This is a genomic window from Promicromonospora soli, from assembly GCF_014653785.1.
In the GTDB taxonomy this organism is placed as follows: Bacteria; Actinomycetota; Actinomycetes; order Actinomycetales; family Cellulomonadaceae; genus Promicromonospora; species Promicromonospora soli.
This window is the reverse complement of sequence record NZ_BNAS01000003.1, coordinates 138,117-160,277: the sequence shown is the minus strand read 5'-3', so window position 1 is coordinate 160,277 and position 22,161 is coordinate 138,117. Positions and strand designations below refer to the sequence as shown.

The following is a 22,161-nucleotide window of genomic DNA, read 5'->3' as shown; positions in this document are numbered from 1 at the left end:
AGGGTTGTGCGGGTCAGCCCACGAGCCACCGCTGGTTGGCTCCGCCGTTGCAGGTGAACTGGGTCAGCGCGGTGCCGGACGCCGTCGAGAAGTTGGGGACGTCGAGGCACTGACCGCTGTTGACGTTTCGGAACGTCAGCGTGCGGCCAGGTTCGCCGGTCCGGGTCCACAGCTGGTTGGTTCCGCCGTTACAGGTGTACTGCACGGCGGCGGTCCCGGGGGTCTTGCTGAACGCGGGGATCTCGAGGCACTTCCCGCTGTTGACGTTCACGAGCCGATAGCTGCTCCCGACGGGCTCCACCGTCCACTGCTGGTTGGTTCCCGTGTGGCACGTGCCCTGCCTGACGGCCGCCTGGTTCGCGGTGCTGGAGTTCCAGACGTCGGCGCAGAGGTTGCTGTTGACGTTGCGGATCCGAACCACGGGCGTGGGCTCCTGGTCGAGCCGCCACTCCTGCGACCCGTCCGTCAGCGAGCTCTCGAGCGTGAGCGGCCCTGCTGCCGTCGCGCCGGTCAGGTAGAGGTTCGTGTTCGCGGTGGACCGGAACCGCACGTAGCCGTCCGAGGCCGGGACGACGGTCCAGAGCCCGCTCGCCGAGTTGTCGACCCACTGGCCGATCCGCTGCCCGGCGGTCGCATTCCCGGTCCAGATCCCCGCCGCACGGCCACCCGACTTGTTGAGCAGCGTCACCGTGTTGTTCGGCTTCGCCGTCACGTGCCAGAGCTGCGTGGCCGGGTTGCCCGCCGAACCCGCCGCCTCGAGCCGCACGTCCGGGACGTCGCCGTTGCCGAGGTTGGCGTCGTTGGTGTTGTTACCGGTACCGATCACCTGCCCGGTCTTGCGGTTGACGATCTGCTGGTAGGCCCCGTTCGAGTGCCCGAGGTCGACCTCGCCGAACCGGATGACGGGGGTGGTCGTCGCCCCACCCCACGTCCCGGAGAGGATCGCCACGCGCCCCGTTCCTTCGACGTACTGCAGGGGGCGGCTGTACCCGGCGCCCACCGTCGTCTGGTACTCGGTCCAGGTGCCGGTGCTGCTTCCGTCGTTCATCCAGATGCTTCCGCTGCCGGCCGCGTTGTAGATGATCCGCCCGTCGGGGAGGGTCATGATGACCGGGCTCCCGCCGGTCGAGAGGCGCCGCGACCCGGTGTCCACGGGCAGCTGGCCGATGTCGAGGCCGTTGGGGTCGCCGTCGGCGAAGAACCGCATGGGGTCGTTCGCGACCTTGTACCGGACGTTCGAGCCCCCGCCCCAGTACTCGAAGGTGAGGAGCCACCTGCCGTCGGTCGTGGGTGCGATCGTCGTCATGCCCGGCCGGCCGCCGCCGATCTGCTGCCCGCCGTTCCAGCTGAACGTGTCGCCGGCGACGTCGACGACCGGCGCGCTCCAGGCGGCGCTCGTTCCGTCCCAGGTCTTGTGCGCCAGGATCTGGGCGTGCGAGTCCGGCGCGGTGTCGTTGGCCGGATCGATGATCGGGACGCCCGTCGTCGTGTTGTAGCCGAGGTAGTCGTTCTCGTCGGAGTAGAAGGCGACCAGCCGGTTGTTGCGCACCATCAGGTGCGGCTCCCAGACCGGGTCCACCTGCCGGGTCGTGTTCGCCTGCGCGACGTTGGTTCCGGTGGCCCCGGCGCTGCCGCCCTGCCACCCGCCCTTCGCGATGATGTTGAGGAAGTCCCAGCTCACGCCCTCGTCCGTGCTCGAGTAGAGCGCGATGGCAAGGTCACGGCGGTCGCCGTCGTTCGACGGCACCCAGCTCGGGTCAGCGGCCTTGCGCTCCCGGTAGTACTCGTCCTCGCCGGTGACCAGGCTCGCCAGGAGCAGCGTCCCTGCCTTGAGGTTGCCGATGTCCTGCGGCAGCACGTACAGGTACGGGCTGCCCCAGTTGCTCGTGTACTTGTCGACTGCCGGGTCGCTGGACAGCTCGGCCGGCGGCGGCACCTCAGTCAGGTGCTGCCACGAGGTGCCGAAGTCGTCGCTCTTCCAGATCGGCATGGTCTGACCCACGGCACCGCCGATCGTGTCCGGTGCGGGGTAGTCCACCATCGTCGCCTTCTCGAACGCAGCGACCAGCCGCCCGCCCGGCACCTGCGCCATCTTCGGGTAGACCACGCAGTTGCCGAGGCCCTTGAGGCACGGCGTCCCCGCGGGGAGCTGGTAGAGGACTCCCCCGGTCGGGTTGTATGCCTGCGCGGTCACGATCGGCGCTGCCACCGCCGAGACGGCAAGGAGCAACCCGAGCGCCATCGCTTTGATCTTTGTTCTTCTCATGCCATTTCCTCCAGTCGGACGGACCCCGGTGTCTGTCGCCGGTTGCACCCTAGGGCAGAATGTTACCGGTAACAAGAGCCGGTTCGAGGGCTGATCACTCGTAGTGGCGCCCATGAAGAGACCGCGAGGCTTGACGTCAACGGCGTCGCCGAGGAAGATCGGCCCAGCCATGGTGACGTCAACATCCGTTCGATGACGAGCCGTTGTTCGCGTGAGAATCCGCACCGCACGTCCTGATCCATCGCACTGGCGCGAGAGGAAGGCTCACTGATGAGCTCGAGAAATAGGAACGCAGGACGACGGCGCGCGGGCGCCGTCATGGCCGGGAGCGCGCTGCTCGCGGCCGGGCTGGTCCCGGCGTCGGCTACTGCCCAGCCCGACGCCGCCGCGACCACGGCCGCCTTCGGCGCCCCGGGCGTGACCGTGCGCCTCGACCCCTCGTACGCGGGAGAGCCGTTCGAGGGCTGGGGGACGAGCCTGGTGTGGTTCGCCAACGCCACCGGCGGCTACCCGGACGAGATCAAGAACAAGCTCGCCGACATGCTGTTCGGCGACGACGGGATGAACCTCAACATCGCCCGGTACAACATCGGCGGCGGCAACGCCCCCGACGTGCCCGACTACCTGCGCGCCGGCGCTGACGTCGAAGGGTGGTGGAAGGCGCCCGAGGGCACCACCCGCGAGGACGTCGACTGGTGGGACCCGGCGAACCCGGACCACTGGAACCCGGATGCGGACGCCACGCAGCGCTGGTGGGTCGACCGCGTCAAGGACGACATCACGCACTGGGAGACGTTCAGCAACTCCCCGCCGTGGTTCCAGACCGTCAGCGGGTACGTCTCCGGCGGGTTCGACTCCAACGCCGACCAGCTCAAGACCGAGAGCATCGACGAGTTCGCCGCCTACGTCGTCGGCGCGACCGAGCGTCTCGAGAACGCGCACGGCATCGACGTCGACACCATCGACATCTTCAACGAGCCGAACACGAACTACTGGGGCACCCAGCTCGGTGCCGACGGCAACCCGACGGGCGGTCGCCAGGAGGGCGCCCACATGGGGCCCGGTCTGCAGCAGCAGGTGATCCCGGCCCTTGCGAACGCCATCGGCGGCTCGACGACGGACGCCGTGATCTCCGCGATGGACGAGACCAACCCGGGCCGGTTCGCCACCAACTGGAACTCGTACCCGACCGCGGTGCGCGACCAGGTGTCCCAGCTCAACGTGCACACCTACGGCACCGGCCAGCGCACCACCGTGCGCGACATCGCCAAGGGCGAGGACAAGCCCCTGTGGATGAGCGAGGTAGGCGGCTCCTGGTCCAGCACCGGCCAGGACTTCGAGTCGATGGAGTCCGGCCTGGGCAGCGCGCACCAGATCGTGAACGACCTGCGCGAGCTCGAGCCGTCCGCGTGGGTGTTCTGGCAGCCCGTCGAGGACTACGACAACATGGCGCCCGGCGGCGAGAGCCCCGAGGGCGGCAACTGGGGCGAGATCCAGATCCCGTTCTCCTGCACCGCGCAGGACACGCTGGAGACCTGCCCCATCTACACGAACACCAAGTACTGGGTCACCCAGAACTTCACGCACTACATCACGCCGGGTGACCGCCTGATCGGCGTGGACAACACGGACAGCACCGCTGCCGTGTCCGCCTCGGGCACCGCTGCGACAGTCGTGCACGTCAACGACACGACGGCGGACCGCGACGTCACGCTCGATCTCTCCGGGTTCGCGGACATCGCCGCCGGCGCGACGGTCACCCCCGTCGTGACCAGCGTCGACGGATACCTCGTCGAGGGGCAGCCGGTGGCCGTGCAGGACGCCGCCGCGACGCTCACCGTGCCGGCGGAGTCCGTGACGACGTTCGTCGTCGACGGCGTGTCCGGCGTGGCGGACGACGCTACCTTGGCGCAGGACGGCCACGTGTACCGGATCGACGGCGTCCAGTCCGATCGCTCGCTCGCGCCGTCGGGCGACCGCGTGGTGATCCGGACGGATGCCGCGACCGCCAACCAGCTCTGGGAGCTGGCCCCGCTCGGTGCGCCGGAGGGCTCCGGCACGCACCGCACGCAGTACCTGGTCACGTCGGCCGCCGACGGGCGCGCCGTCACGGTCGCCAGCGACGGCTCGGTGGTCCTGGCGCCCGCCCCGGCGTCGCCGCAGGACGCGCCTGCCAACGCCCGCTGGATCCTGTCGACCACAGGCGACGGCACTTACACGCTCGTGAGCGCGGCGACCGGCCGACTGCTCGAGGTCGGCGGCGAGTCCAGGGCCGACGGCGCCTCGGTGGGCACCTGGCTCGCCAACTCGAACTCCAACCAGCGCTGGCGCGTGGTGGACGAGACGGTGCTCGGCACCGAGCCGGTCGACGTGTTCACCACACCAGGTGTCGCGCCCGCGCTGCCCGACGCCGTCACCCCGGTCTACCGGGACGGGGCTCGCGGCTCGCTCCCGGTCGTCTGGGACGTGCCGGGCGCCGAGGCGTGGGCCGAAGCAGGCACGGTCGAGGTGGCCGGGACCGTCACGACGCCGACCGGCACAACGGTCCCAGCGACCGCGACCGTCATCGTCGACACGCTCGTCGAGACCCTGACCGCGCAGGCCGAGGCGTACGTCGGCGGGACGGCCGAGCTGCCTGCGACCGTGACGGCGCGCGCGGACGGCGGTGCCCTGGTCCAGCGGCCGGTCACGTGGCACGACGTGCCCGCGGGCGCGTTCGACGAGATCGGGTTCGTCGAGCTCACCGGCACGGCCGACGCCGGTGCCGGCGGGACACTGCCCGCCACGGTGCGCGTCCAGGTGACCGAGCCGGGCGAGGCCAACACGGCGCTCAGGCCGGGCACGACGACGAGCTCGAGCTTCACCGAGCCGGGCTACTCGTCCGACGGCGTCGTCAACGGCAACCTCACCGACAAGGCGTGGTCGAACTGGCGGTCGGGCACGAAGAACACGGTCGACACGCTGACGGTCACGCTCGCCGAACCCCGCGACCTGACCGGGGTCGTGACGCGGTTCTGGAAGGACGGGTCGCACGCGAGCTGGGCTCGGGAGGTCTCGCTCGAGGCACGCGTCGACGGCGTGTGGACCATGCTGCATCAGGCCGTGCCGACCGACTCCGACCCGGCCGGGCCCGCGCCCGTCGTCGACCTCGAGGCCGAAGTCCGCGCCGACGCGGTGCGCGTGACGATGGTCGCGCGGCCGGACACGCACATGATCGTCAGCGAGATCGAGGTCATGGCGAAGGTGCCCGGCGACCCCTCGCCGGTATGGGACGCGGCGGTGACCTACGGCCCCGGCGACGAGGTCTTCCACGACCGGGCCTACTACCGTGCAGTCCGGACCACCCAGACGGAACCGGGCACTTCGGACCACGGCCCGTGGGAGGAGATCGTCCGGTCCGGGGACGGCACCCCGGTCTGGACGGCGTCGCGGATCTTCGTGAAGGGCGAGGTCGTCGTGCACGAGGGCGACCGGTACCGGGCGATCCGGACGATCCGCGGCGAGGAGCCCGGTAGCTCGTCGGGCGCGTGGCGGGTCGTCAACGCCTGACCGACCGGAACGAGCGCGCTTGTGCGCTGTGCGGAGCGGCCCTGCCGGGTATCCGGCAGGGCCGCTCTGTCGTGGGGCGTTCCGACGTGAACTGGCTACGAGAGCGTTGTCGACTGCTCGGCGACCGGCAGCTGCTCGACGATCGAGTGCTCACGCGGCTGCGGAATGACGATGCCCAGCTCCTGGCCGTCGGCCGTGACGGCCTCCCAGACGGGAGTGCCCGGGTCGAGGAACCACAGGTCGCTCTTGTTCCGTGGGCGCGACTCCCGGCTCCGCAGGGTCACCGCCAGCGGATCGCCCGCCGGTTTGACCCACACCAGGCGCCCGGACTCGTCCACGCTGACCTTGGCCTTGACCCACTTCTTCTGGCGCGCGAGCCCGGGGACCCGGCCCGTGCGGGCCCAGACCATCATCTGCACGACGCCGGAGCCGGAGCGCTTCGATGCACTCCGGCGGAAGATCCACTGCGCTACGACACCAGCGAAACCGATACCGAGAACAATAATTAGGATGCCGATGAGGTCGTCCGACACATTTCTTCCTTACGTTCGAAGATCGATCTCGGTTGCCCGCGTTTGCGGCAACACCGGTAGCCAGTCGGCCATCAGTCGATTCAACGATCGACGCCAGTCATTCCACCAGCGGGTTCCCATCCGCCATCTACCCCGGTCCCGCCGCACTCTGCATCCGGTGAACATCACCCGGACCGAGGAGGAATCTAAGGGTCCAAGCGACCCGATCATGACCAAGACAGCCCCTCGCGCGGGTGATATCTGAAGATCACCCCGCGTCCCCCCGCGCTAACCTCACACCGTGACCCTCTTCATCGACCCGCCGGCCTGGCCCGCGCACGGGACCCTGTTCTCCCACCTGGTCTCGGACGGGTCGCTGCAGGAGCTCCGCATCTTCGCCCGGGAAGCGGGCGTGCCCGACCGCGCGTTCGACCTGGACCACTACGACGTCCCGGCCGCGCGGTACGACGCGCTGGTCGCGGCGGGCGCGGTGCCCGTCGAGGGCGGCGACCTGGCCCGGCGGCTGGCGGGCTCTGGCCTGCGGGTCTCGGGCGCCGAGCGTAACCGCGCCAAGCGGGCCACGCTCCTGACCCGCTGGGACGCCCTGTGGGCCGACCCTGGCCTGGCCCGCAAGGCCGGCGAAGACCTGGTGGACCGCTGGCGCGAACCGCACCGGGTCTACCACACGACCCTGCACCTGGCCGCGGCCCTGGACGCGCTGGACTCGATCGCGGCCGACAGCGAGGCCTCGGAACGGGCGCTGTGGCGCGCCCGCCTCGCCCTGTGGTTCCACGACGCGGTGCACGACGGCGTCGCCCAGCAGGACGAGGAACACTCCGCCGAGCTCGTCGCCGAGCTGCTCGGCTCGCTCACCGGCAACGGCGTCTCCTCCGAGGACATCGACGAGATCGCGCGCCTCGTCCTGGTCACGGCGGACCACGACCCGGCGTCCGACGACGTCGTCGGTGCCCTGGTCAGCGACGCCGACCTGGCCGTGCTGGGCGGGAGCCGCGCGGTGTACACGCGGTACACGCGCCAGGTCCGCGCCGAGTACTGCGACGTGCCCGACTCGCTGTTCCGCGCCGGCCGGTCCCAGGTCCTGCGCGCGCTCCTGGAGGGCGGCCCTCTGTTCCGCACCGCTCCGGGAGCGGCCCGCTGGCAGTCCGCGGCGACGACGAACCTCCGCGCCGAGCTGACGGTCCTGGCCGCATGATCGCGATACGGTTCCGGTCGTGACTCCCCTCAAGGTCTCCGCGATCGTCGCGGGCGTGCTCGCCGTCGCCTTCACCGTCCCCGTCGTCGCCGTGCAGGCCACCGGTCACGCCCGGGTGCGGCACGACCCGGGCGAGATCGAGAAGGCCGACGCGATCATCGTCCTCGGGGCCGGGCTCCGTCCCGACGGGACGCCGTCGACGTACCTGCGCCGCCGCGTCGAGGCCGGCGCCGAGCTCTATCGCGCCGGCATCGCACCAACGGTGATCCTGAGCGGCGACGCGCACGACAACGCCGACGGCACGAGGTACGACGAGCCGGGCTCGATGCGCAGCTGGATCCTGGACAACGACCTCGGCGTCCCCGACGACGCGATAGCGCTGGACCGCGAGGGTTTCAACACCACGGCCACGTGCCGCCGCGCCTACGACCTGTACGACGCGCGCACCGCCGTCGTCGTCACGCAGGGCTATCACCTGCGCCGCGCCCTCTACTCCTGCGTGGAGGCCGGGCTGGACGCCGTCGGGGTGGGCGTGAGCGCCGCGAGCGTGACGCCCGTGCGGGCGGCCTGGTGGCACGTGCGCGAGCTGCCCGCGAGCTGGAAGGCAGCGGTCCGCTCCCTGGCCCGCCGGGTGCCGGTCTGACAGGTCACTTCTTCTTCGGCGTGACCCACAGGTGGATGGTGCCCTCGACCACCACTGTCCCGTCGTCCAGGGTGGCGCGCACACGCACCGGCAGGTCCCGGTCGTCGCCGTCCCACTGGTCCTGGTCCGTCTCGGCCACGCAGGTGACGTCACCGGTCGACTTCGCGAGGTAGGCGACCTCCATGCCCTTCGGCAGCCAGCGCTTGTCGTCGGGCACGGTGGCCTCGGCGAGCGAGCCCATGGCCATCTCCAGCCCGTTGCAGACAGCGATCGCGTGCACGGTGCCGATGTGGTTGCGGTTGCGACGCCGGTTGGGCACCACTACCTCGCCGTAGTTCGGCCGCATGTCGACCACGCGCGGCGCGAAGCTGCCGAAGTACGGGGCCTTGAGGGTGTAGGCCAGGGTGAAGATCCGCTTTCCCAGCAGCCCGCCGATGAGCGGCAGCGCGTTGGCGGACTTCCAGAAGGCATGGAGCTGCGTCGTCATGCGGGCGAGCGTACCCGCGCCCCGTGACGGCCGTTCACCTCACGACATCCGCAGCCTGCGCATGGCCTCCAGAGCCGTCGTGATCACGCGGCTCGGGGTTTCGCCACCCAGGCCGTAGAGGTTGTCGAGCGTCGCGCCGAACCGCGCGCCGCGGGACGTCACGACGGTCTGCTGCCGCGTGACCCCGGAGATCGACGCCGAACCGTGCCGCCCGCCGAGCCCGGACGCCTTCCAGCCGCCTTGCGGCGCGGAGACGGAGCCCCAGGACATCGTGTATCCGTCGTTGATCCCCACCGAACCTGTCTCGACGCGGACGGCGACGCGCCGCGCCCGGGCGGTGTCCCGGGACCAGACGGCTGCGTGCAGGCCGTACTCGGAGTCGTTCATGACGGCGACGGCCTCCTCGTCGCAGTCGACGCGGGTGATCGTGACGACGGGGCCGAAGGTCTCCTCGCGCATCACCACGGCCTGCGCGGGGACGTCGTCGAGCACGGTCGGGGCGTAGAAGTACGGGCCGACGTCGGCGCGGTGCACCCCGCCGGCGAGCACTCGTGCGCCGCGGGCCAGTGCGTCGTCCACGTGCGCCGTCACCTTGTCGAGCTGCGCCGCGGACGTGAGCGAACCGACCTCGGCCGAGTAGTCCAGGGCCGGGCTGAGGTGCAGGTTCCGCACGGCGCGCACGAACTTCGCGACGAACTCCTCGGCGACCGCCTCGTGCACCACCAGACGTTCGGTGGATACGCACAGCTGGCCCGCGTTCGAGAAGCAAGCTCGCACGATGCCGGGCACTGCCGTGTCGACGTCGACGTCGTCCGTGACGTAGAGCGCGTTCTTGCCGCCCAGCTCGAGCGTGGCACCGATGAGGCGCTCACCCGCTCGCGCCGCGACCTTGCGCCCCGTGGCGGTGGAGCCCGTGAACGCTATGTGGTCCACCTGGTCGATCAGTGCCTCGCCCACGTCGGGACCACCCGCGACCACTTGGAAGAGGCCGGCGGGCAGGCCGGCGTCGTCCAGTGCCTCGGCCGCCCACAGGGCGGTCAGCGTGGTCTGCGGGTCAGGCTTGAGGAGCACGGCGTTGCCGGCCAGGAGCGCGGGCAGCGCCTCCGAGAGCGCGAGCACCAGCGGGTAGTTCCACGGCGAGATCGCGCCGACGACGCCGACGGGCCGGCGGTGCACCTGCACGCCGGCGAGCAGCGGGACGATGCCCCGGACCCGCCGGGACGCGAGGTAGCGCTCACCGCGCACGGCATAGTGCCGAGCGACCTGGGCGATGTCGCCGACCTCCTCGAAGGCGGCGCGGCGGGTCTTGCCCGTCTCGAGCTGGATGAGGTCGAGCGCCTCGGACTGCCGCTCCAGGACTATCCGCCCGAGCCGCTGGAGGACTCCGGCGCGTTCACGTATGGGGACGCGTGCCCACGTTCGCTGAGCGACCCGGGCCCGCACGGCGGACGCGGCGACGTCCTCGGCGGAAGAGACCGGGAACGTCACGAGCGGAGCGCCCGTGAACGGGCACATGGACCGGTGCATGCCCGATCCCTCGGAGGTAGCGATCCGAGCCACGAGCGGGGCCATCACCCCGGGCTCAAGGACAAAAGTCCCCTGCGGGTGCTCGGGGTCGAGCACACCGCCGACCGCACCACTAGCCGCTGCGTCGGCTGCTGCGTCGTCGATCATGGCGGCCACCCTAGCCGCAAAACCCTGCGCCACGTATTGATAGGTGTGTGAAAGTGACTTTCAGGGCGGTTCCACCGCGGCGGGAGCAACGTAGTCGCACCGCCTCTCCCGGCTCAGTCCGAGTCGACCCAGCGACCCAGCACCGTGCACTCCTGGTCGGTGTAGCCGAGCCGCTCGTAGAAGCCGAGCACGTCCGTGTTGGTGGTCCGCACCATGAGCTGGATCTTGCGCGCACCGCGCGCGACCAGCCATGCCTCGGCGGCGACCACGGCCGCCCGGCCCAGGCCCGAGCTCTGCAGGCCGGGCGCGACGGCCACGTAGTAGAGCCAGCCGCGGTGACCGTCGTGGCCGGCCATCGCGGACGCGGCCACGCGGCCGTCGGCCCGCGCCACCAGGACGGTCGAGGTGTCCCCCGCCCGGGCTTCGGCGATGTCGACGTGCGGGTCGTTCCACGGCCTGGTCAGCCCACAGGCCCGCCACAGCTCGACGACCTGATCGACGTCGGCGTCCGTGACCTCGACGAACTCGCCGTCGGCCGCTGGGGCCGCCGCGAGCACCGGGGAGAGCGGCCCGCCGCTGGAGAGCGTGCTCACCGCGGCTGGTACGGCGACACGACGACCTCGACCCGCTGGAACTCCTTGAGGTCGGAGTAGCCGGTGGTGGCCATGGCGCGCCGGAGCGCACCCACGAGGTTCAGCGTGCCGTCGGCCTGCTTGCCCGGCCCGAAGAGGATCTCCTGGAGCGTGCCGACCGTGCCCACCTCGACGCGCTCGCCGCGCGGCAGCTGCGGGTGGTGCGCCTCGGGGCCCCAGTGGAAGCCCCGGCCGGGCGCCTCGGCCGCCCGGGCGAGCGCGGCGCCGAGCATGACGGCGTCCGCGCCGCAGGCCACGGCCTTGACGATGTCGCCGGAGTGGCCCACACCGCCGTCGGCGATGACGTGCACGTAGCGGCCACCGGACTCGTCGAGGTAGTCACGACGTGCCGCCGCGACGTCGGCCACCGAGGTGGCCATGGGTGCGTGGATGCCGAGGCTGACGCGGGTGGTGTGGGCGGCGCCGCCGCCGAAACCGACGAGCACGCCCGCTGCGCCCGTGCGCATGAGGTGCAGCGCCGCGGTGTAGGTCGAGGCCCCGCCGACGACGACCGGGACGTCGAGCTCGTAGATGAACCGCTTGAGGTTGAGCGGCTCGGCGTTGCCCGACACGTGCTCGGCCGAGACCGTGGTGCCACGGATGACGAACAGGTCGACACCGGCGTCGACCACCGTCTTGTAGAACTCCTGGGTGCGCTGCGGGGTGAGCGCACCCGCGACCGTGACGCCCGCGGCCCGGATCTCCTTGAGCCGCTGCGTGATGAGCTCGGGCTTGATCGGCTCCGAGTAGATCGCCTGCATCCGGCGCGTCGCCTCGTCACCGGGCAGGGCCGCGATCTCGGCGAGGAGCCGCTCGGGCGACTCGTAGCGGGTCCACAGGCCCTCGAGGTCGAGCACGCCGAGGCCGCCGAACCGGCCCAGCGCGACGGCGCCGTCCGGGGTCATCACGGAGTCCATCGGGGCCGCGACGATCGGCAGGTCGAAGTGGTAGGCGTCGATCTGCCAGCCGACCGAGACGTCCTTCGGGTCGCGCGTACGACGGGACGGCACCACCGCGATGTCGTCGAAGGAATAGGCGCGCCGCCCGCGCTTGCCGCGTCCGATCTCGATCTCGTTGCTCACCCGCCAAGCCTACCCATCGGACCTGATGCAGCGCGCCGCGTCCGGTGATGTGCTCCGGTGGGACGAGCCACACAGTGTCAGTGGCGGGTGGCAAGGTTCTCCGTGGACGCACCGGGAGCCGGGCACTGCTGGACGGCAGAGCCCGGAAAACCCCGGACGAGCAGGGAGGACACCATGAACGAGAGCTGGATCCGCAGACCACTGCTGGGCTTCGACACCGAGACCACAGGGGTGGACGTCGCGGGCGACCGCATCGTCACGGCAGCCCTCGTGCTGCGTACGCCCGGAGCGGGCACCGAGGTCCGCACCTGGCTGATGGACCCGGGGGTGGAGATCCCGGCGGAGGCCGCCGCCATCCACGGCATCACCACGGAGCACGCGCGCGCCCACGGCGTCGCGCCACTCGAGGCACTCGAGGAGATAGCCGCCGAGCTCACCAAGCACCTGGCCGACGGCGTGCCGGTGGTCGCCTACAACGCGGCCTTCGACCTCTCGCTGCTCGACTCCGAGCTGCTGCGCCACGGGCTCAAGACTCTCCCCCAGCGGCTGGGCCATCCGGTCGAGCCGGTGGTGGACCCGCTGGTCATCGACCGGTGGCTGGACCGCTACCGCTCGGGCAAGCGCCGCCTCGGCGACCTCTCGGAGTGGTACGGCGTCACGTCCGACGGCGACCTGCACACCGCCGAGGTGGACGTGCTCGCCACGCTCGACGTGCTGGAGGCCCTGGCCCGCCGGTTCCCGCTGCTGGAGCGCATGCCCCTGGCGGACCTGCACCAGCAGCAGATCGGTGCGCACCGCCAGTGGGCCGTGAGCTTCAACGAGTGGCGCCGCGAGCAGGGCCTCGAGGGGCCCGGCGCGTCCGGGACGTGGCCGGTGCAGCACGCGGCCGGCGCCTGACGGGACGGCTCGCACGCCCAAGACGCCCCGGACGCTCTGGTGTGGCCGGGCTCAGCGGGGGTACACGGCGTCGACCTCGACCTCGACGAGCCACCCGTCCACCGGGAGGTTCTCGACCTCCAGCGCGAAGCGCGACGGGCGGGCGCCGTTGACGACCATCGGCTCGGTCGTCGCCGACCCGAGCTGCACGTCGAGCACCTCGCCGGTGGACAGGTTCGTGTTGGCGAAGAACTGGCGGTAGGCCCTGTTCCACCCGGCGAAGTCCATCTTCTCCTCGCCCTCGGGGTTCTGCAGGAACACCCGCATGGAGACGACGTCGTCGTAGGAGAGGCCGGCCCTTTCCAGGTTGGCGCCGATGCGAGTGAGGGCGTTGATGCCCTGAGCCTCGGTAATGGTCACGCCGTCGGGCAGCTCGCCGCCCGGGAAGATGTCGGTCGGGATGTAGCGCTCCTCGGCGGACGCTCCGGGAGCGGTGTTGCGCTGGGCGGGGCCGAGGCCTGAGGACTTGTACCAGGAGACGTTCCTGCCGATGGCCACGCCGTCGGCTATGAGCGGGGTGTCTCCGGTGACGAACGAATGGGCTCGGTTGGGATCGGGCGTGAAGAGCTGTGCGGCGGCGAATGCGGTGCCGGGCACGGCGACCGCGGCGGTGACGACGACGGCGGCGATGAGCTTCGTGCGGATCTTCATGGTGCTCCTCCATCTGGCCCGGCGGGCCCCACGACGGCGCCCGGATGCAGTGGCCCGGCGATTGGCACCGGCTGGCGCGTGACGCTATCCAGGGGGCGTTTCCGGAGGATGAACTTCGCGGGTCACGCCGGGAAAACGCCCTCCGCCGGCGATCCGGCTCTTCCCTGGCTTTGCCTGGAAGGGCTGCAACTTACGGCGAAAGCCCAGAAACAACATGGTTACTGCGGGCAATTGCACAGAAACGGCGCAGACCCGTCGTGGTGACCTGCGTTACGTAGCGTCGGCGGGGTGCTGACGGCGGCTTCCGGCGTCCAGGCCGGGTCCACCGCCCGTCAGGCCCGTCGTTACGAGAGGTAGGGACCGTGGTCACCGAGAAGAGCACCCCCGGCGTCTCCCGCCGCAACTTCCTCCAGGCCGTCGGCGCGGGTTCCAGCGCCGGTGTCATGTTCGCGACCATGGGCGCGATGGGTATGGCCCCCACAGCCGCCGCCCAGCCGAGAGCCGAGTCCTGGGTACCCCCGCGAGGCAGCGATTTCACACTGACCGGCCGTTCCGCGAAGAAGGTAGTGGTCGTCGGAGCCGGCCCGGCCGGCCTCGCTACCGCCTATGAGCTGCAGAAGGCCGGCTACCAGGTGACCGTGCTCGAGGCGCGTCACCGCCCCGGTGGGCGAACCTTGACGATCCGCGGCGGGGACGCCGAGACCGACGTCGACGGCGTCACGCAGACCGCGAGGTTTTCCGACGGCATCCATATGAATGCCGGCGCGGCCCGCATCGCGCAGTGGATGGTCACCATGGACTACATCCGCGAGCTGGGGGTGCCGTACGAGGTCTTCACGAACGCGAACGCCGACGCCTACCTGTACAACGAAAAGTCGGGCGCGACGCCGGGCAACCCGGTCCGTTACCGCACCGCCAAGGCGGACGTCTTCGGCTACACCTCCGAGCTGCTGCACTACGCCACCGACCAGGGCGCCCTCGACCAGAAGCTGACCGCCGCGGACAAGGACAACCTGCGCTCCTTCCTGCGCAGCTGGGGCTCGCTCGGGCCTGGCGGCACATACGCCGGCGGCAGCAACCGCGGCTTCGAGGTCTACCCGTCCGCGTGGAACGAGCACGGCACGCCCTTGCCCGGACCCGGCACGGTCTCCGAGGTGCTGGCCTCGAAGGTGGGCCAGTACTTCCCGTTCGAGATCAACTGGGAGCAGTCGATGCTCATGTTCCAGCCGAAGGGCGGCATGGACACGACCTACCAGTACCTGGTGCGCGCCATCGGCACCCAGAACGTGCACTTCAGCTCGCCGGTCTCGGGTGTCGAGAACACGAGCCGCGGGGTCAAGGTCACCTACTCCACACGAACCGGCACGGAGCGTCAGATCGAGGCGGACTTCGCGGTCGTCGCGGCGCCGGCCGGCCTCATGCGGCGGTGGGACACCAACTGGGGTCCGGAGATCGACGCGGCGCTCGGCGAGTTCGCCCTGGGCTCCCCCGCCGGCAAGATCGGCCTCCAGTACCGGTCGCGGTTCTGGGAGGACGACCACCGGATCTTCGGCGGGATCACCGAGACCGACATGGACCTCGCCCACCTGTGGTACCCCTCCTACGGGTACGGCGAGAAGAAGGGTCTGGTCGTCGGCTACTACAACACCGGCGCCAACGCCCGCGCGTACGCCGACATGGCCCCGAAGCAACGAGAGCTGCGCGCCGTCGAGCAGGGTGTGAAGATCCACGGGGAGAAGTACCGCACCGAGCTCGACAGCTCCTTCTCCGTCGCCTGGCACAAGGTGCCCTACATCGAGGGCGCCTGGGCCTTTCCCAACACCGCTTCTGCCCGCTTCAAGCTGCTGCAGCAGGGTGCGGGCAACGTGTACTTCGCGGGCGACTGGATGTCGGAGATCTCCGCGTGGCAGCACGGCGCCTTCTGGTCCGCCCGCTACGCGGTACAGACCCTGCACGAGCGCGTCATGTCGAGCTGACGAGCCAGCCCGGGCGGCTCGAGCGGCCGAAGTTGTTCAGCCGTTGGTCGAGCTTGTCGCGACCCAGGTCGCGACAAGCTCGACAGGGCTCAGAACCCGCTGTAGTTGGGCGACTCGACGGTCATCTGCACGTCGTGCGGGTGGCTCTCCTTGAGCGACGCCGACGTGATGCGGATGAACCGGCCGCCCGCCTGCAGCTCCGGGACGGTCCGCGCACCGGTGTAGAACATGGTCTGGTGCAGGCCGCCGATGAGCTGGTGCGCCACCGTGGACAGCGGCCCCTTGTAGGCGACCTGGCCCTCGATGCCCTCGGGCACGATCTTGTCGTCGCTCGTGACCTCGGCCTGGAAGTACCGGTCCTTCGAGTAGGACTTCTTGCCGCGCGACGACATGGCGCCCATCGAGCCCATGCCACGGTAGGACTTGAACTGCTTGCCGTTGACCAGCACCAGGTCACCCGGCGTCTCCTCGCAGCCCGCGAACAGCGAGCCCAGCATCACGGTGTCGGCCCCGGCCACGATGGCCTTGCCGATCTCGCCGGAGTGCTTGAGGCCGCCGTCGGCGATGACGGGCACGCCCGCCGGCTTGCAGGCGAGCGACGCCTCGTAGACGGCGGTGATCTGCGGTACGCCGACGCCGGTCACGATGCGGGTGGTGCAGATGGAGCCCGGTCCCACGCCGACCTTGACGGCGTCGGCCCCGGCGTCGACGAACGCCTGGGCGCCCTGGCGGGTGGCGACGTTGCCGCCGATCACCTGGACGTCCTTGGTGGCCGGGTCGGTCTTGAGGCGCTTGACCATGTCGATCAGCATCCGGACGTTGCCGTGCGCGGTGTCGGCGACGAGCACGTCTACGCCGGCCTCGATCAGCGCGGTGGCGCGCTGCCAGGCGTCGCCGAAGTAGCCGATCGCGGCGCCCACCATGAGGCGGCCCTGGCCGTCCTTGGACGAGTCGGGGAACTGCTCGGACTTCACGAAGTCCTTGACGGTGATGAGACCGGTGATGCGGCCGTCGGCGTCGATCAGTGGGAGCCGCTCCAGCTTGTGCTTGCGCAGCAGCAGCGTGGCGTCGTCCCGGGAGATGGTCGACGGGCCGGTGATCAGCGGCTGCGGCGTCATGACCTCGTCCACCTTGGTGGTGGCCCACTCCGCGACGGGCGTGAAACGCAGGTCGCGGTTGGTGACCATGCCGATGAGCCTGTTGTCGAGGTTGACCACGGGGAACCCGGAGATCCGGAACTGGCCCGCGAGGGTGTCGAGCTCCTCGAGCGTGGCGTCCGGGCCGATCGTGACGGGATTCGTGATGATGCCGGTCTGTGTCCGCTTCACGAGGTCGACCTGATAGGCCTGGTCCTCGATGGAGAGGTTGCGGTGCAGCACACCGAGGCCACCCTGGCGGGCCATCGCGATGGCCATGGCCGACTCGGTGACGGTGTCCATCGCCGCTGACAGCAGCGGGATCTTGAGCGAGATCTCGCGCGTCAGGCGAGACGTCGTGTCGATGTCCGACGGCGCGAGGTCGGAGTAACCCGGCAGCAGCAGGACGTCGTCATAGGTGAGCCCGAGGAAACCGAACGGGTCGCCCGGCGAGGTCTGGTCCGTCATAACGGCAGTCTACGGCCCGTACCGCCACGGATCCGTGCCGGGCCGTGATACCCCACCGAGGCGTGTGTCACCTTGCCTTGATGACGGCGAGCACCTCGTGCAGGAGCCCGGTGAACGAGCGCACCCGCTGCACCGTGGGCCCGAACGGCAGGTCCGTCGCCGCCGCGTCGGCGCGCAGGCCCACGAAGATCGGCAGGTCGGGATAGCTCTCGTTGACCGCGTGCACGACGTCGAGGTCCGGCTTGTTCTGCGTGGTGGCCAGCACCACCGCCGTCGGGCGGACCATGGTCACCAGCTCGACCGAGCGGTGGGTGCTCGCGGGACCCGTGACGATCCGCGCCATCGAACCCTGCGCCGCCAGCGCCGCGGCAAGCGCGTGCGCCGACAACGGCACCACCTCGTCCGGGGCAGCGAACACCAGGACGATCTTGCGCATCCGGCTCGGGTGGTTGGCCGGCGGGCCGCCCGCCTCGACCATGGCGCGCTCGAACTCCTCGGTGTAGTTGCGCAGCGCGCGGAGCGCGGAGGTCGCGAGCACCACCTCGGGCATCTCTCCGGGGCCGGCCAGGACCGTCCGCTCGGACAGCCGCAGCCAGGCCGGCTCCACGAGATCGGTCCACCAGGCGGCCGGGTCGCCGTCGGGGCCCAGCACGAGGAGGTTGTCGCAGGCGGTCCGGCTGTAGGCCAGGGCGGCGTCGACCAGGGCGGACACCCTGCCCGACGTCGGCGCCGGGCTGGCGGCCGACCGCGGCCCGGCCGCGGCCGGGGCGTCGCCGCCCGTTGCGCCACCGGGCAGGGCCCGCAGGCGCACTCGGCCGCGCGGTTCGTCCGCCCGCTCGCCGCCCGACGCCGGGGGCGCCACGACGGCATCGTTCTCCGCCTCGGTCGGCGCCTCGAGAGTACCGAGGAACTCCTCCTCGAACTCGGCCTCGGCCTCGTCGGCCTCCGGCGCGTCCTCCATCCCCACCTGCACGGCGGGGAGCGCCGGCGCGGTCCGCGTCGCGTCCTCCAGCTCCGCTTCCCCCGCGTCGACCGCGGCACGGGCGGCATCCACCGGCGCCACGCCCTCGAGGGTCAGCCGGCGCATCACGAGGAGCCGGGCGACGTCGTCCGGCGTGTAGCGGCGGTGCGATCCAGCAGTGCGGCCCGACGGGCCCAGCCCGTACCGGCGGTCCCAGGTGCGGAGGGTCGCGGGAGCGACCCCGAGGCGCTTGGCTACGGCGGCGACTGCCAGTCCGGGGCTGGATGTACGTGACCCGCCCGAGTTCTGGGCGGGCCGCGAGGATGTCATGGACTCGATTCTGCCGACCTGGCCCTCTCCGCGCCACTGCGAAACCCGGCGTGCCGCCGATCTCGGTGGAATTCAGTTCAGATCAGAACAAAACCGGTCAGCCGTGGCGCGCTTGCCGCTGAACGGATCGGGTCACATGGACAAAAACTGCCCCTTGAACAACTTCTGCACAACTTGTAGGTTGTTCGCCATGACGGAGATCTCGAGGCTTCCCGGTCCGGTGATGGAATTGTGGGAATGGCAGTACCAGGGCGCGTGCCGCGACGCGGACGACACCCTGTTCTTCCACCCCGAGGGTGAGCGTGGGTCAACTCGCCGCCGGCGAGCCGAGGCCGCCAAGGCGATCTGCCGCTCCTGCCCCGTGATGATGCAGTGCCGCGAGCAGTCGCTCCGCGTGCGCGAGCCGTACGGCGTGTGGGGCGGGCTCAGCGAGGACGAGCGGTCGGCGATCCTCGCCGGCAAGTCAGTCTCGGCCTGACGGCGGAGACGCAAGGGCCCCGCACCATTCGGTGCGGGGCCCTCGTCATCTCCTGGCGTGGGCTGAGATCAGCCCACGACCACGGCGAGGACGTCGCGGGCCGAGAGCACCAGGTACTCCTCGCCCGCGTACTTGACCTCGGTGCCGCCGTACTTGGAGTAGATCACCTTGTCACCGACTGCGACGTCCAGCGGCACACGGTTGCCGTTGTCGTCGATGCGGCCCTGACCAACGGCCAGAACCTCGCCCTCCTGGGGCTTCTCCTTGGCAGTGTCCGGGATGACCAGGCCGGAAGCGGTCGTGGTCTCGGCTTCGAGAGCCTTGACGACGATCCGGTCCTCGAGCGGCTTGATGGGGACCGACACGTCGGACCTCCTCTTTCGTGAGCGGATCGAGAGATCAGCTGCGTGGTTGACTGAGTGGCTCGAACGTTCGACGGTCCGCCGTCGTCGCGGGTGCCGGCGGGCACGAACGTCTGGGTCCTCCGCCGTGAGTCCCTGCAATCGGGAACCCGCGGCGGTGGACAAGCCCAAATCTAGGTCGGCGCTAGCACTCGGTCAAGGCGAGTGCCAATCGGGTGGAGTGACTCACACATCGAGCGGCTCGTACGCTGCCCCCACACCGAAATCTCGCCAGCTCCACGACAAGATGGCGTTGCGCCACTCGTCACCACCAGGGCAAACGTGGAAAGATCTTCCCATGGATGCGGCGATTCTGAGCAAACTCCTCAGCTCCGACGGCTGGGCCCTGCTCAGCGCCCTCCCGCCCTACGACGAGCGGGACGCGATGAAGACCGTGACGACCCTGCGCGCCAAGGGCGTCGCGGCGGACCTTGCCGCCGCAGTCGTGACCCAGTCCCGGCTGCGCGCCCGGGCGCGAGTCAAGTTCGGCGACTTCGCGGACGGGATGCTCTTCACCGCGGACGGCCTGGAGCAGGCCACCCGGCTTGTCGTCGCGGCGCTGCACGCCCGACGCTACCTCGAGGCCGGTATCACGGCCGTCGCCGACCTGACCTGCGGCATCGGCGCCGATTCCCTCGCGTTCGCCGGTACCGGGCTCCGGGTCGTCGCGACGGACCTGGACGAGTGCACCGCCGCCATCGCCTTGTGGAACCTGCGCCACTTCCCCGAGGCGGAGGTGCGGCATGCGGACGGCCTCGCGCTCGACCTGCGCGCCGAGAGCATCGAAGGTGTCTACGCCGACCCGGCCCGCCGGGTGCGCGACGGCTCGGGCGGCCGCAGCCGCCGTATCTTCGACCCCCACGCCTACGAACCGCCGCTCGACGCCGTCTGGGCGCTGCGCGAGACGGTGCCCGCCGTCGGCATCAAGGTCGGCCCGGGCATCGCTCACGACGGTCTGCCGGACGACGCCGAGACGCAGTGGGTCTCGGTCAACGGCGACGTGGTCGAGGCCGGGCTCTGGTTCGGCCCGCTCGCCCCCGACGGCCCCGGCCGCTCGGCGCTCGTGCTGCGCACGTTCACCGACGACGACGGCAAGGAGCACACGCTCAGCCGCACGGTGCGGGGCGCCGACGTCGAGCCGGACGTCGGCGGCATCGGACAGTACCTCTACGAACCCGACGGTGCCGTCATCCGCGCCGGGCTCGTGGGGGCGGCGGCCGCCGAGCTGGGCGGGCGGCTCGTCGACCCGACCATCGCGTACATCACTACGGACGACGCCGCCGACCTGCCGCCGGCCCGGCCCGCGGACCCCGCAGGCGCACAGGCCCCGATCGCCACCGGCTACCGGGTGCTGGACACCATGCCGTTCGGCCTGAAGCGGCTCAAGGCGTACCTGCGGACAAGAAACGTAGGGCGCATCACGATCAAGAAGCGGGGTACCGCCGTGGTGCCTGAACAACTTCGAAAGCAGCTCGTGCTCACCGGAACCGAGGAGGCGACGATCGTGCTCACACGCGTGGCAGGCAACCAACAGGTACTCGTCGTCGAACCCCTGGGAGCCGCATGAGCTCGCCGGCGCGGCTCGGCTTCGGCGAGTCCCCACGCTCGACCGTGGGCCTCGAGTGGGAGATGGGGCTCGTCGAGCCGGGCACCGCCGAACTGTCCCAGGCCGGGCCCGAGGTGCTCGAGGCACTCGCGCGCGGCGGCGGCAACCAACAGGACTACTCCGGAACCTACGCCCCGCACGTCACGGGCGAGTTCATGAACAACACGATCGAGATCGTCACCGGCGTCTGCCGGACCGTGGGCGAGGCCGGGAAGGACCTCACCCGCAGCATGGACCGCGTGCGAAAGGTGACGGACGCACTAGGCCTCGACCTCATGGGCGGGGGATCGCACCCCTTCGCGCGGGCGGCCGACCAGGTGGTGGGCGACAAGGAGCGCTACGCCCGCATCCGCAATCGCACCGGGGTCTGGGGCGCGCACCTGATCATCTGGGGGCTGCACGTCCACGTCGGCGTCGAGCACCGGGACAAGGCGCTGCCGCTGATGCGGGCGATGCTCAAGTACTTCCCGCACCTGCAGGCGCTGTCGGCGGGTTCGCCGTACTGGGCCGGCGAGCACACGGGCTACGCGTCCAACCGGTCGATGCTGTTCCAGCAGATCCCGAGCTCGGGGCTGCCGGTCGCGTTCAAGACCTGGCAGGAGCTCGAGGCGTACGCGGGCGACATGCTGCACGTCGGTGCGGTCAAGGCATTCAACGAGGTCCACTGGGACGTCCGCCCCTCGCCGAAGTTCGGCACGCTCGAGGTCCGCGTGTGCGACGGCCCGACCAACCTGACGGAGGCCCTCACGCTGGCAGCGCTCGTGCACTGCCTCGTGGAGCACCTGTCCACGCAGCTGGACCATGGCCGGACCCTGCCGGAGCTGCCGCCGTGGTTCGTGGAGGAGAACAAGTTCCGGTCGGCGCGCTACGGTCTCGACGCCACCGTGATCCTCGATGCCCACGGCAACCAGGGGCCGGTTGTCGACGCGATAGCCAAGCTGCTGGTCGAGCTGGAGCCGGTCGCGCAGCGGCTCGGTTGCGGCGCTGAGCTGGCCGGGGTGCGGGACATCATCCGTGGCGGGGCCTCCTACCAACGCCAGCAGGCTGTGGCGGAGGCGCACGACGGCGACCTGGTGCCGGTCGTGCGCGCGATGGTGGAGGAGATGCGGACGGGCCGGCCGCTCCCCAGCTGATCCGACCCTGGTGGTCGAGCGTGTCCC

The 22,161-nt window shown here is 70.6% G+C and carries 18 protein-coding genes; 8 read left to right on the top strand and 10 right to left on the bottom strand.

The features are described from left to right. Window positions 1-13: 13 nt before the first annotated feature. Complete coding sequence (locus tag IE250_RS10910; RefSeq protein WP_189669324.1) at window positions 14-2,266, bottom strand: RICIN domain-containing protein; 2,253 nt, start codon at window positions 2,264-2,266, stop codon at window positions 14-16. Between the two features lie 270 nt (window positions 2,267-2,536). Here IE250_RS10910 and IE250_RS10905 point away from each other — a divergent pair, with 270 nt between their 5' ends. Then, complete coding sequence (locus tag IE250_RS10905) at window positions 2,537-5,815, top strand: RICIN domain-containing protein (RefSeq protein ID WP_189669323.1); 3,279 nt, start codon at window positions 2,537-2,539, stop codon at window positions 5,813-5,815. Window positions 5,816-5,910: 95 nt separating this feature from the next. Here the strand turns inward: IE250_RS10905 and IE250_RS10900 are convergent, their stop codons facing one another. Beyond that, window positions 5,911-6,348 (bottom strand): hypothetical protein, encoded by a 438-nt coding sequence (locus IE250_RS10900; protein ID WP_189669322.1) that lies wholly within the window; start codon window positions 6,346-6,348, stop codon window positions 5,911-5,913. A gap of 280 nt (window positions 6,349-6,628) precedes the next feature. On the opposite strand from IE250_RS10900, the gene IE250_RS10895 reads away from it, so the two are divergent. Together IE250_RS10895 and IE250_RS10890 are read left to right on the top strand one after the other, a co-directional pair. Further along, the gene (locus tag IE250_RS10895; protein ID WP_189669321.1) at window positions 6,629-7,540 is read left to right on the top strand and encodes a DUF4031 domain-containing protein; all 912 of its coding nucleotides are present in this window, start codon (window positions 6,629-6,631) and stop codon (window positions 7,538-7,540) included. 19 nt (window positions 7,541-7,559) lie between these two features. Further along, window positions 7,560-8,183 carry a SanA/YdcF family protein gene (locus tag IE250_RS10890; protein WP_189669320.1) on the top strand — a complete coding sequence of 208 codons (624 nt, stop codon included), beginning with the start codon at window positions 7,560-7,562 and terminating at the stop codon, window positions 8,181-8,183. A 4-nt stretch (window positions 8,184-8,187) separates the two neighbouring features. Here IE250_RS10890 and IE250_RS10885 read toward each other — a convergent pair whose 3' ends face one another. The 4 genes from IE250_RS10885 to IE250_RS10870 all read right to left on the bottom strand — a co-directional run bounded on the left by IE250_RS10885 (window position 8,188) and on the right by IE250_RS10870 (window position 12,058). After that, window positions 8,188-8,670 (bottom strand): hotdog fold domain-containing protein, encoded by a 483-nt coding sequence (locus IE250_RS10885; protein WP_189669319.1) that lies wholly within the window; start codon window positions 8,668-8,670, stop codon window positions 8,188-8,190. Window positions 8,671-8,709: 39 nt separating this feature from the next. Continuing rightward, entirely contained in the window at window positions 8,710-10,344 is a 1,635-nt protein-coding gene (locus IE250_RS10880) for a succinic semialdehyde dehydrogenase (protein ID WP_189669318.1), read from the bottom strand. Between the two features lie 113 nt (window positions 10,345-10,457). Continuing rightward, window positions 10,458-10,937 (bottom strand): GNAT family acetyltransferase, encoded by a 480-nt coding sequence (locus IE250_RS10875; protein ID WP_229872346.1) that lies wholly within the window; start codon window positions 10,935-10,937, stop codon window positions 10,458-10,460. Continuing rightward, on the bottom strand, window positions 10,934-12,058 hold the full coding sequence (locus IE250_RS10870; protein ID WP_189669317.1) for a GuaB3 family IMP dehydrogenase-related protein: 1,125 nt from the start codon (window positions 12,056-12,058) through the stop codon (window positions 10,934-10,936). The genes IE250_RS10875 and IE250_RS10870 overlap by 4 nt, the downstream gene beginning before the upstream one ends. A gap of 174 nt (window positions 12,059-12,232) precedes the next feature. Between IE250_RS10870 and IE250_RS10865 the strand changes: the two genes are divergently transcribed. Then, a complete protein-coding gene (locus IE250_RS10865; protein WP_189669316.1) occupies window positions 12,233-12,955 on the top strand; it encodes an exonuclease domain-containing protein in 723 nt (240 codons plus the stop codon). Between the two features lie 51 nt (window positions 12,956-13,006). On the opposite strand, the gene IE250_RS10860 is transcribed toward IE250_RS10865, so the two are convergent. Continuing rightward, on the bottom strand, window positions 13,007-13,645 hold the full coding sequence (locus IE250_RS10860; protein WP_189669315.1) for a Rid family hydrolase: 639 nt from the start codon (window positions 13,643-13,645) through the stop codon (window positions 13,007-13,009). A gap of 362 nt (window positions 13,646-14,007) precedes the next feature. On the opposite strand from IE250_RS10860, the gene IE250_RS10855 reads away from it, so the two are divergent. Continuing rightward, the gene (locus tag IE250_RS10855) at window positions 14,008-15,621 is read left to right on the top strand and encodes a flavin monoamine oxidase family protein (RefSeq protein ID WP_189669314.1); all 1,614 of its coding nucleotides are present in this window, start codon (window positions 14,008-14,010) and stop codon (window positions 15,619-15,621) included. Between the two features lie 89 nt (window positions 15,622-15,710). Here the strand turns inward: IE250_RS10855 and guaB are convergent, their stop codons facing one another. Together guaB and IE250_RS10845 are read right to left on the bottom strand one after the other, a co-directional pair. Then, window positions 15,711-17,225: an IMP dehydrogenase gene (gene guaB / locus IE250_RS10850; RefSeq protein WP_189669313.1), complete on the bottom strand. Its 1,515-nt coding sequence runs from the start codon at window positions 17,223-17,225 to the stop codon at window positions 15,711-15,713. Window positions 17,226-17,292: 67 nt separating this feature from the next. After that, a complete protein-coding gene (locus tag IE250_RS10845; RefSeq protein ID WP_189669312.1) occupies window positions 17,293-18,516 on the bottom strand; it encodes a MerR family transcriptional regulator in 1,224 nt (407 codons plus the stop codon). 190 nt (window positions 18,517-18,706) lie between these two features. On the opposite strand from IE250_RS10845, the gene IE250_RS10840 reads away from it, so the two are divergent. Beyond that, window positions 18,707-18,994, top strand: a complete 288-nt coding sequence (locus IE250_RS10840) for a WhiB family transcriptional regulator (RefSeq protein ID WP_020016179.1) — start codon at window positions 18,707-18,709, stop codon at window positions 18,992-18,994. Between the two features lie 68 nt (window positions 18,995-19,062). Here the strand turns inward: IE250_RS10840 and groES are convergent, their stop codons facing one another. Next, window positions 19,063-19,359: a co-chaperone GroES gene (groES, locus tag IE250_RS10835; protein ID WP_171104253.1), complete on the bottom strand. Its 297-nt coding sequence runs from the start codon at window positions 19,357-19,359 to the stop codon at window positions 19,063-19,065. Window positions 19,360-19,693: 334 nt separating this feature from the next. On the opposite strand from groES, the gene IE250_RS10830 reads away from it, so the two are divergent. After that, window positions 19,694-20,962 (top strand): class I SAM-dependent methyltransferase, encoded by a 1,269-nt coding sequence (locus IE250_RS10830; RefSeq protein WP_189669311.1) that lies wholly within the window; start codon window positions 19,694-19,696, stop codon window positions 20,960-20,962. Continuing rightward, window positions 20,959-22,134, top strand: a complete 1,176-nt coding sequence (locus IE250_RS10825) for a glutamate--cysteine ligase (RefSeq protein ID WP_189669310.1) — start codon at window positions 20,959-20,961, stop codon at window positions 22,132-22,134. The genes IE250_RS10830 and IE250_RS10825 overlap by 4 nt, the downstream gene beginning before the upstream one ends. Window positions 22,135-22,161 lie beyond the last annotated feature (27 nt).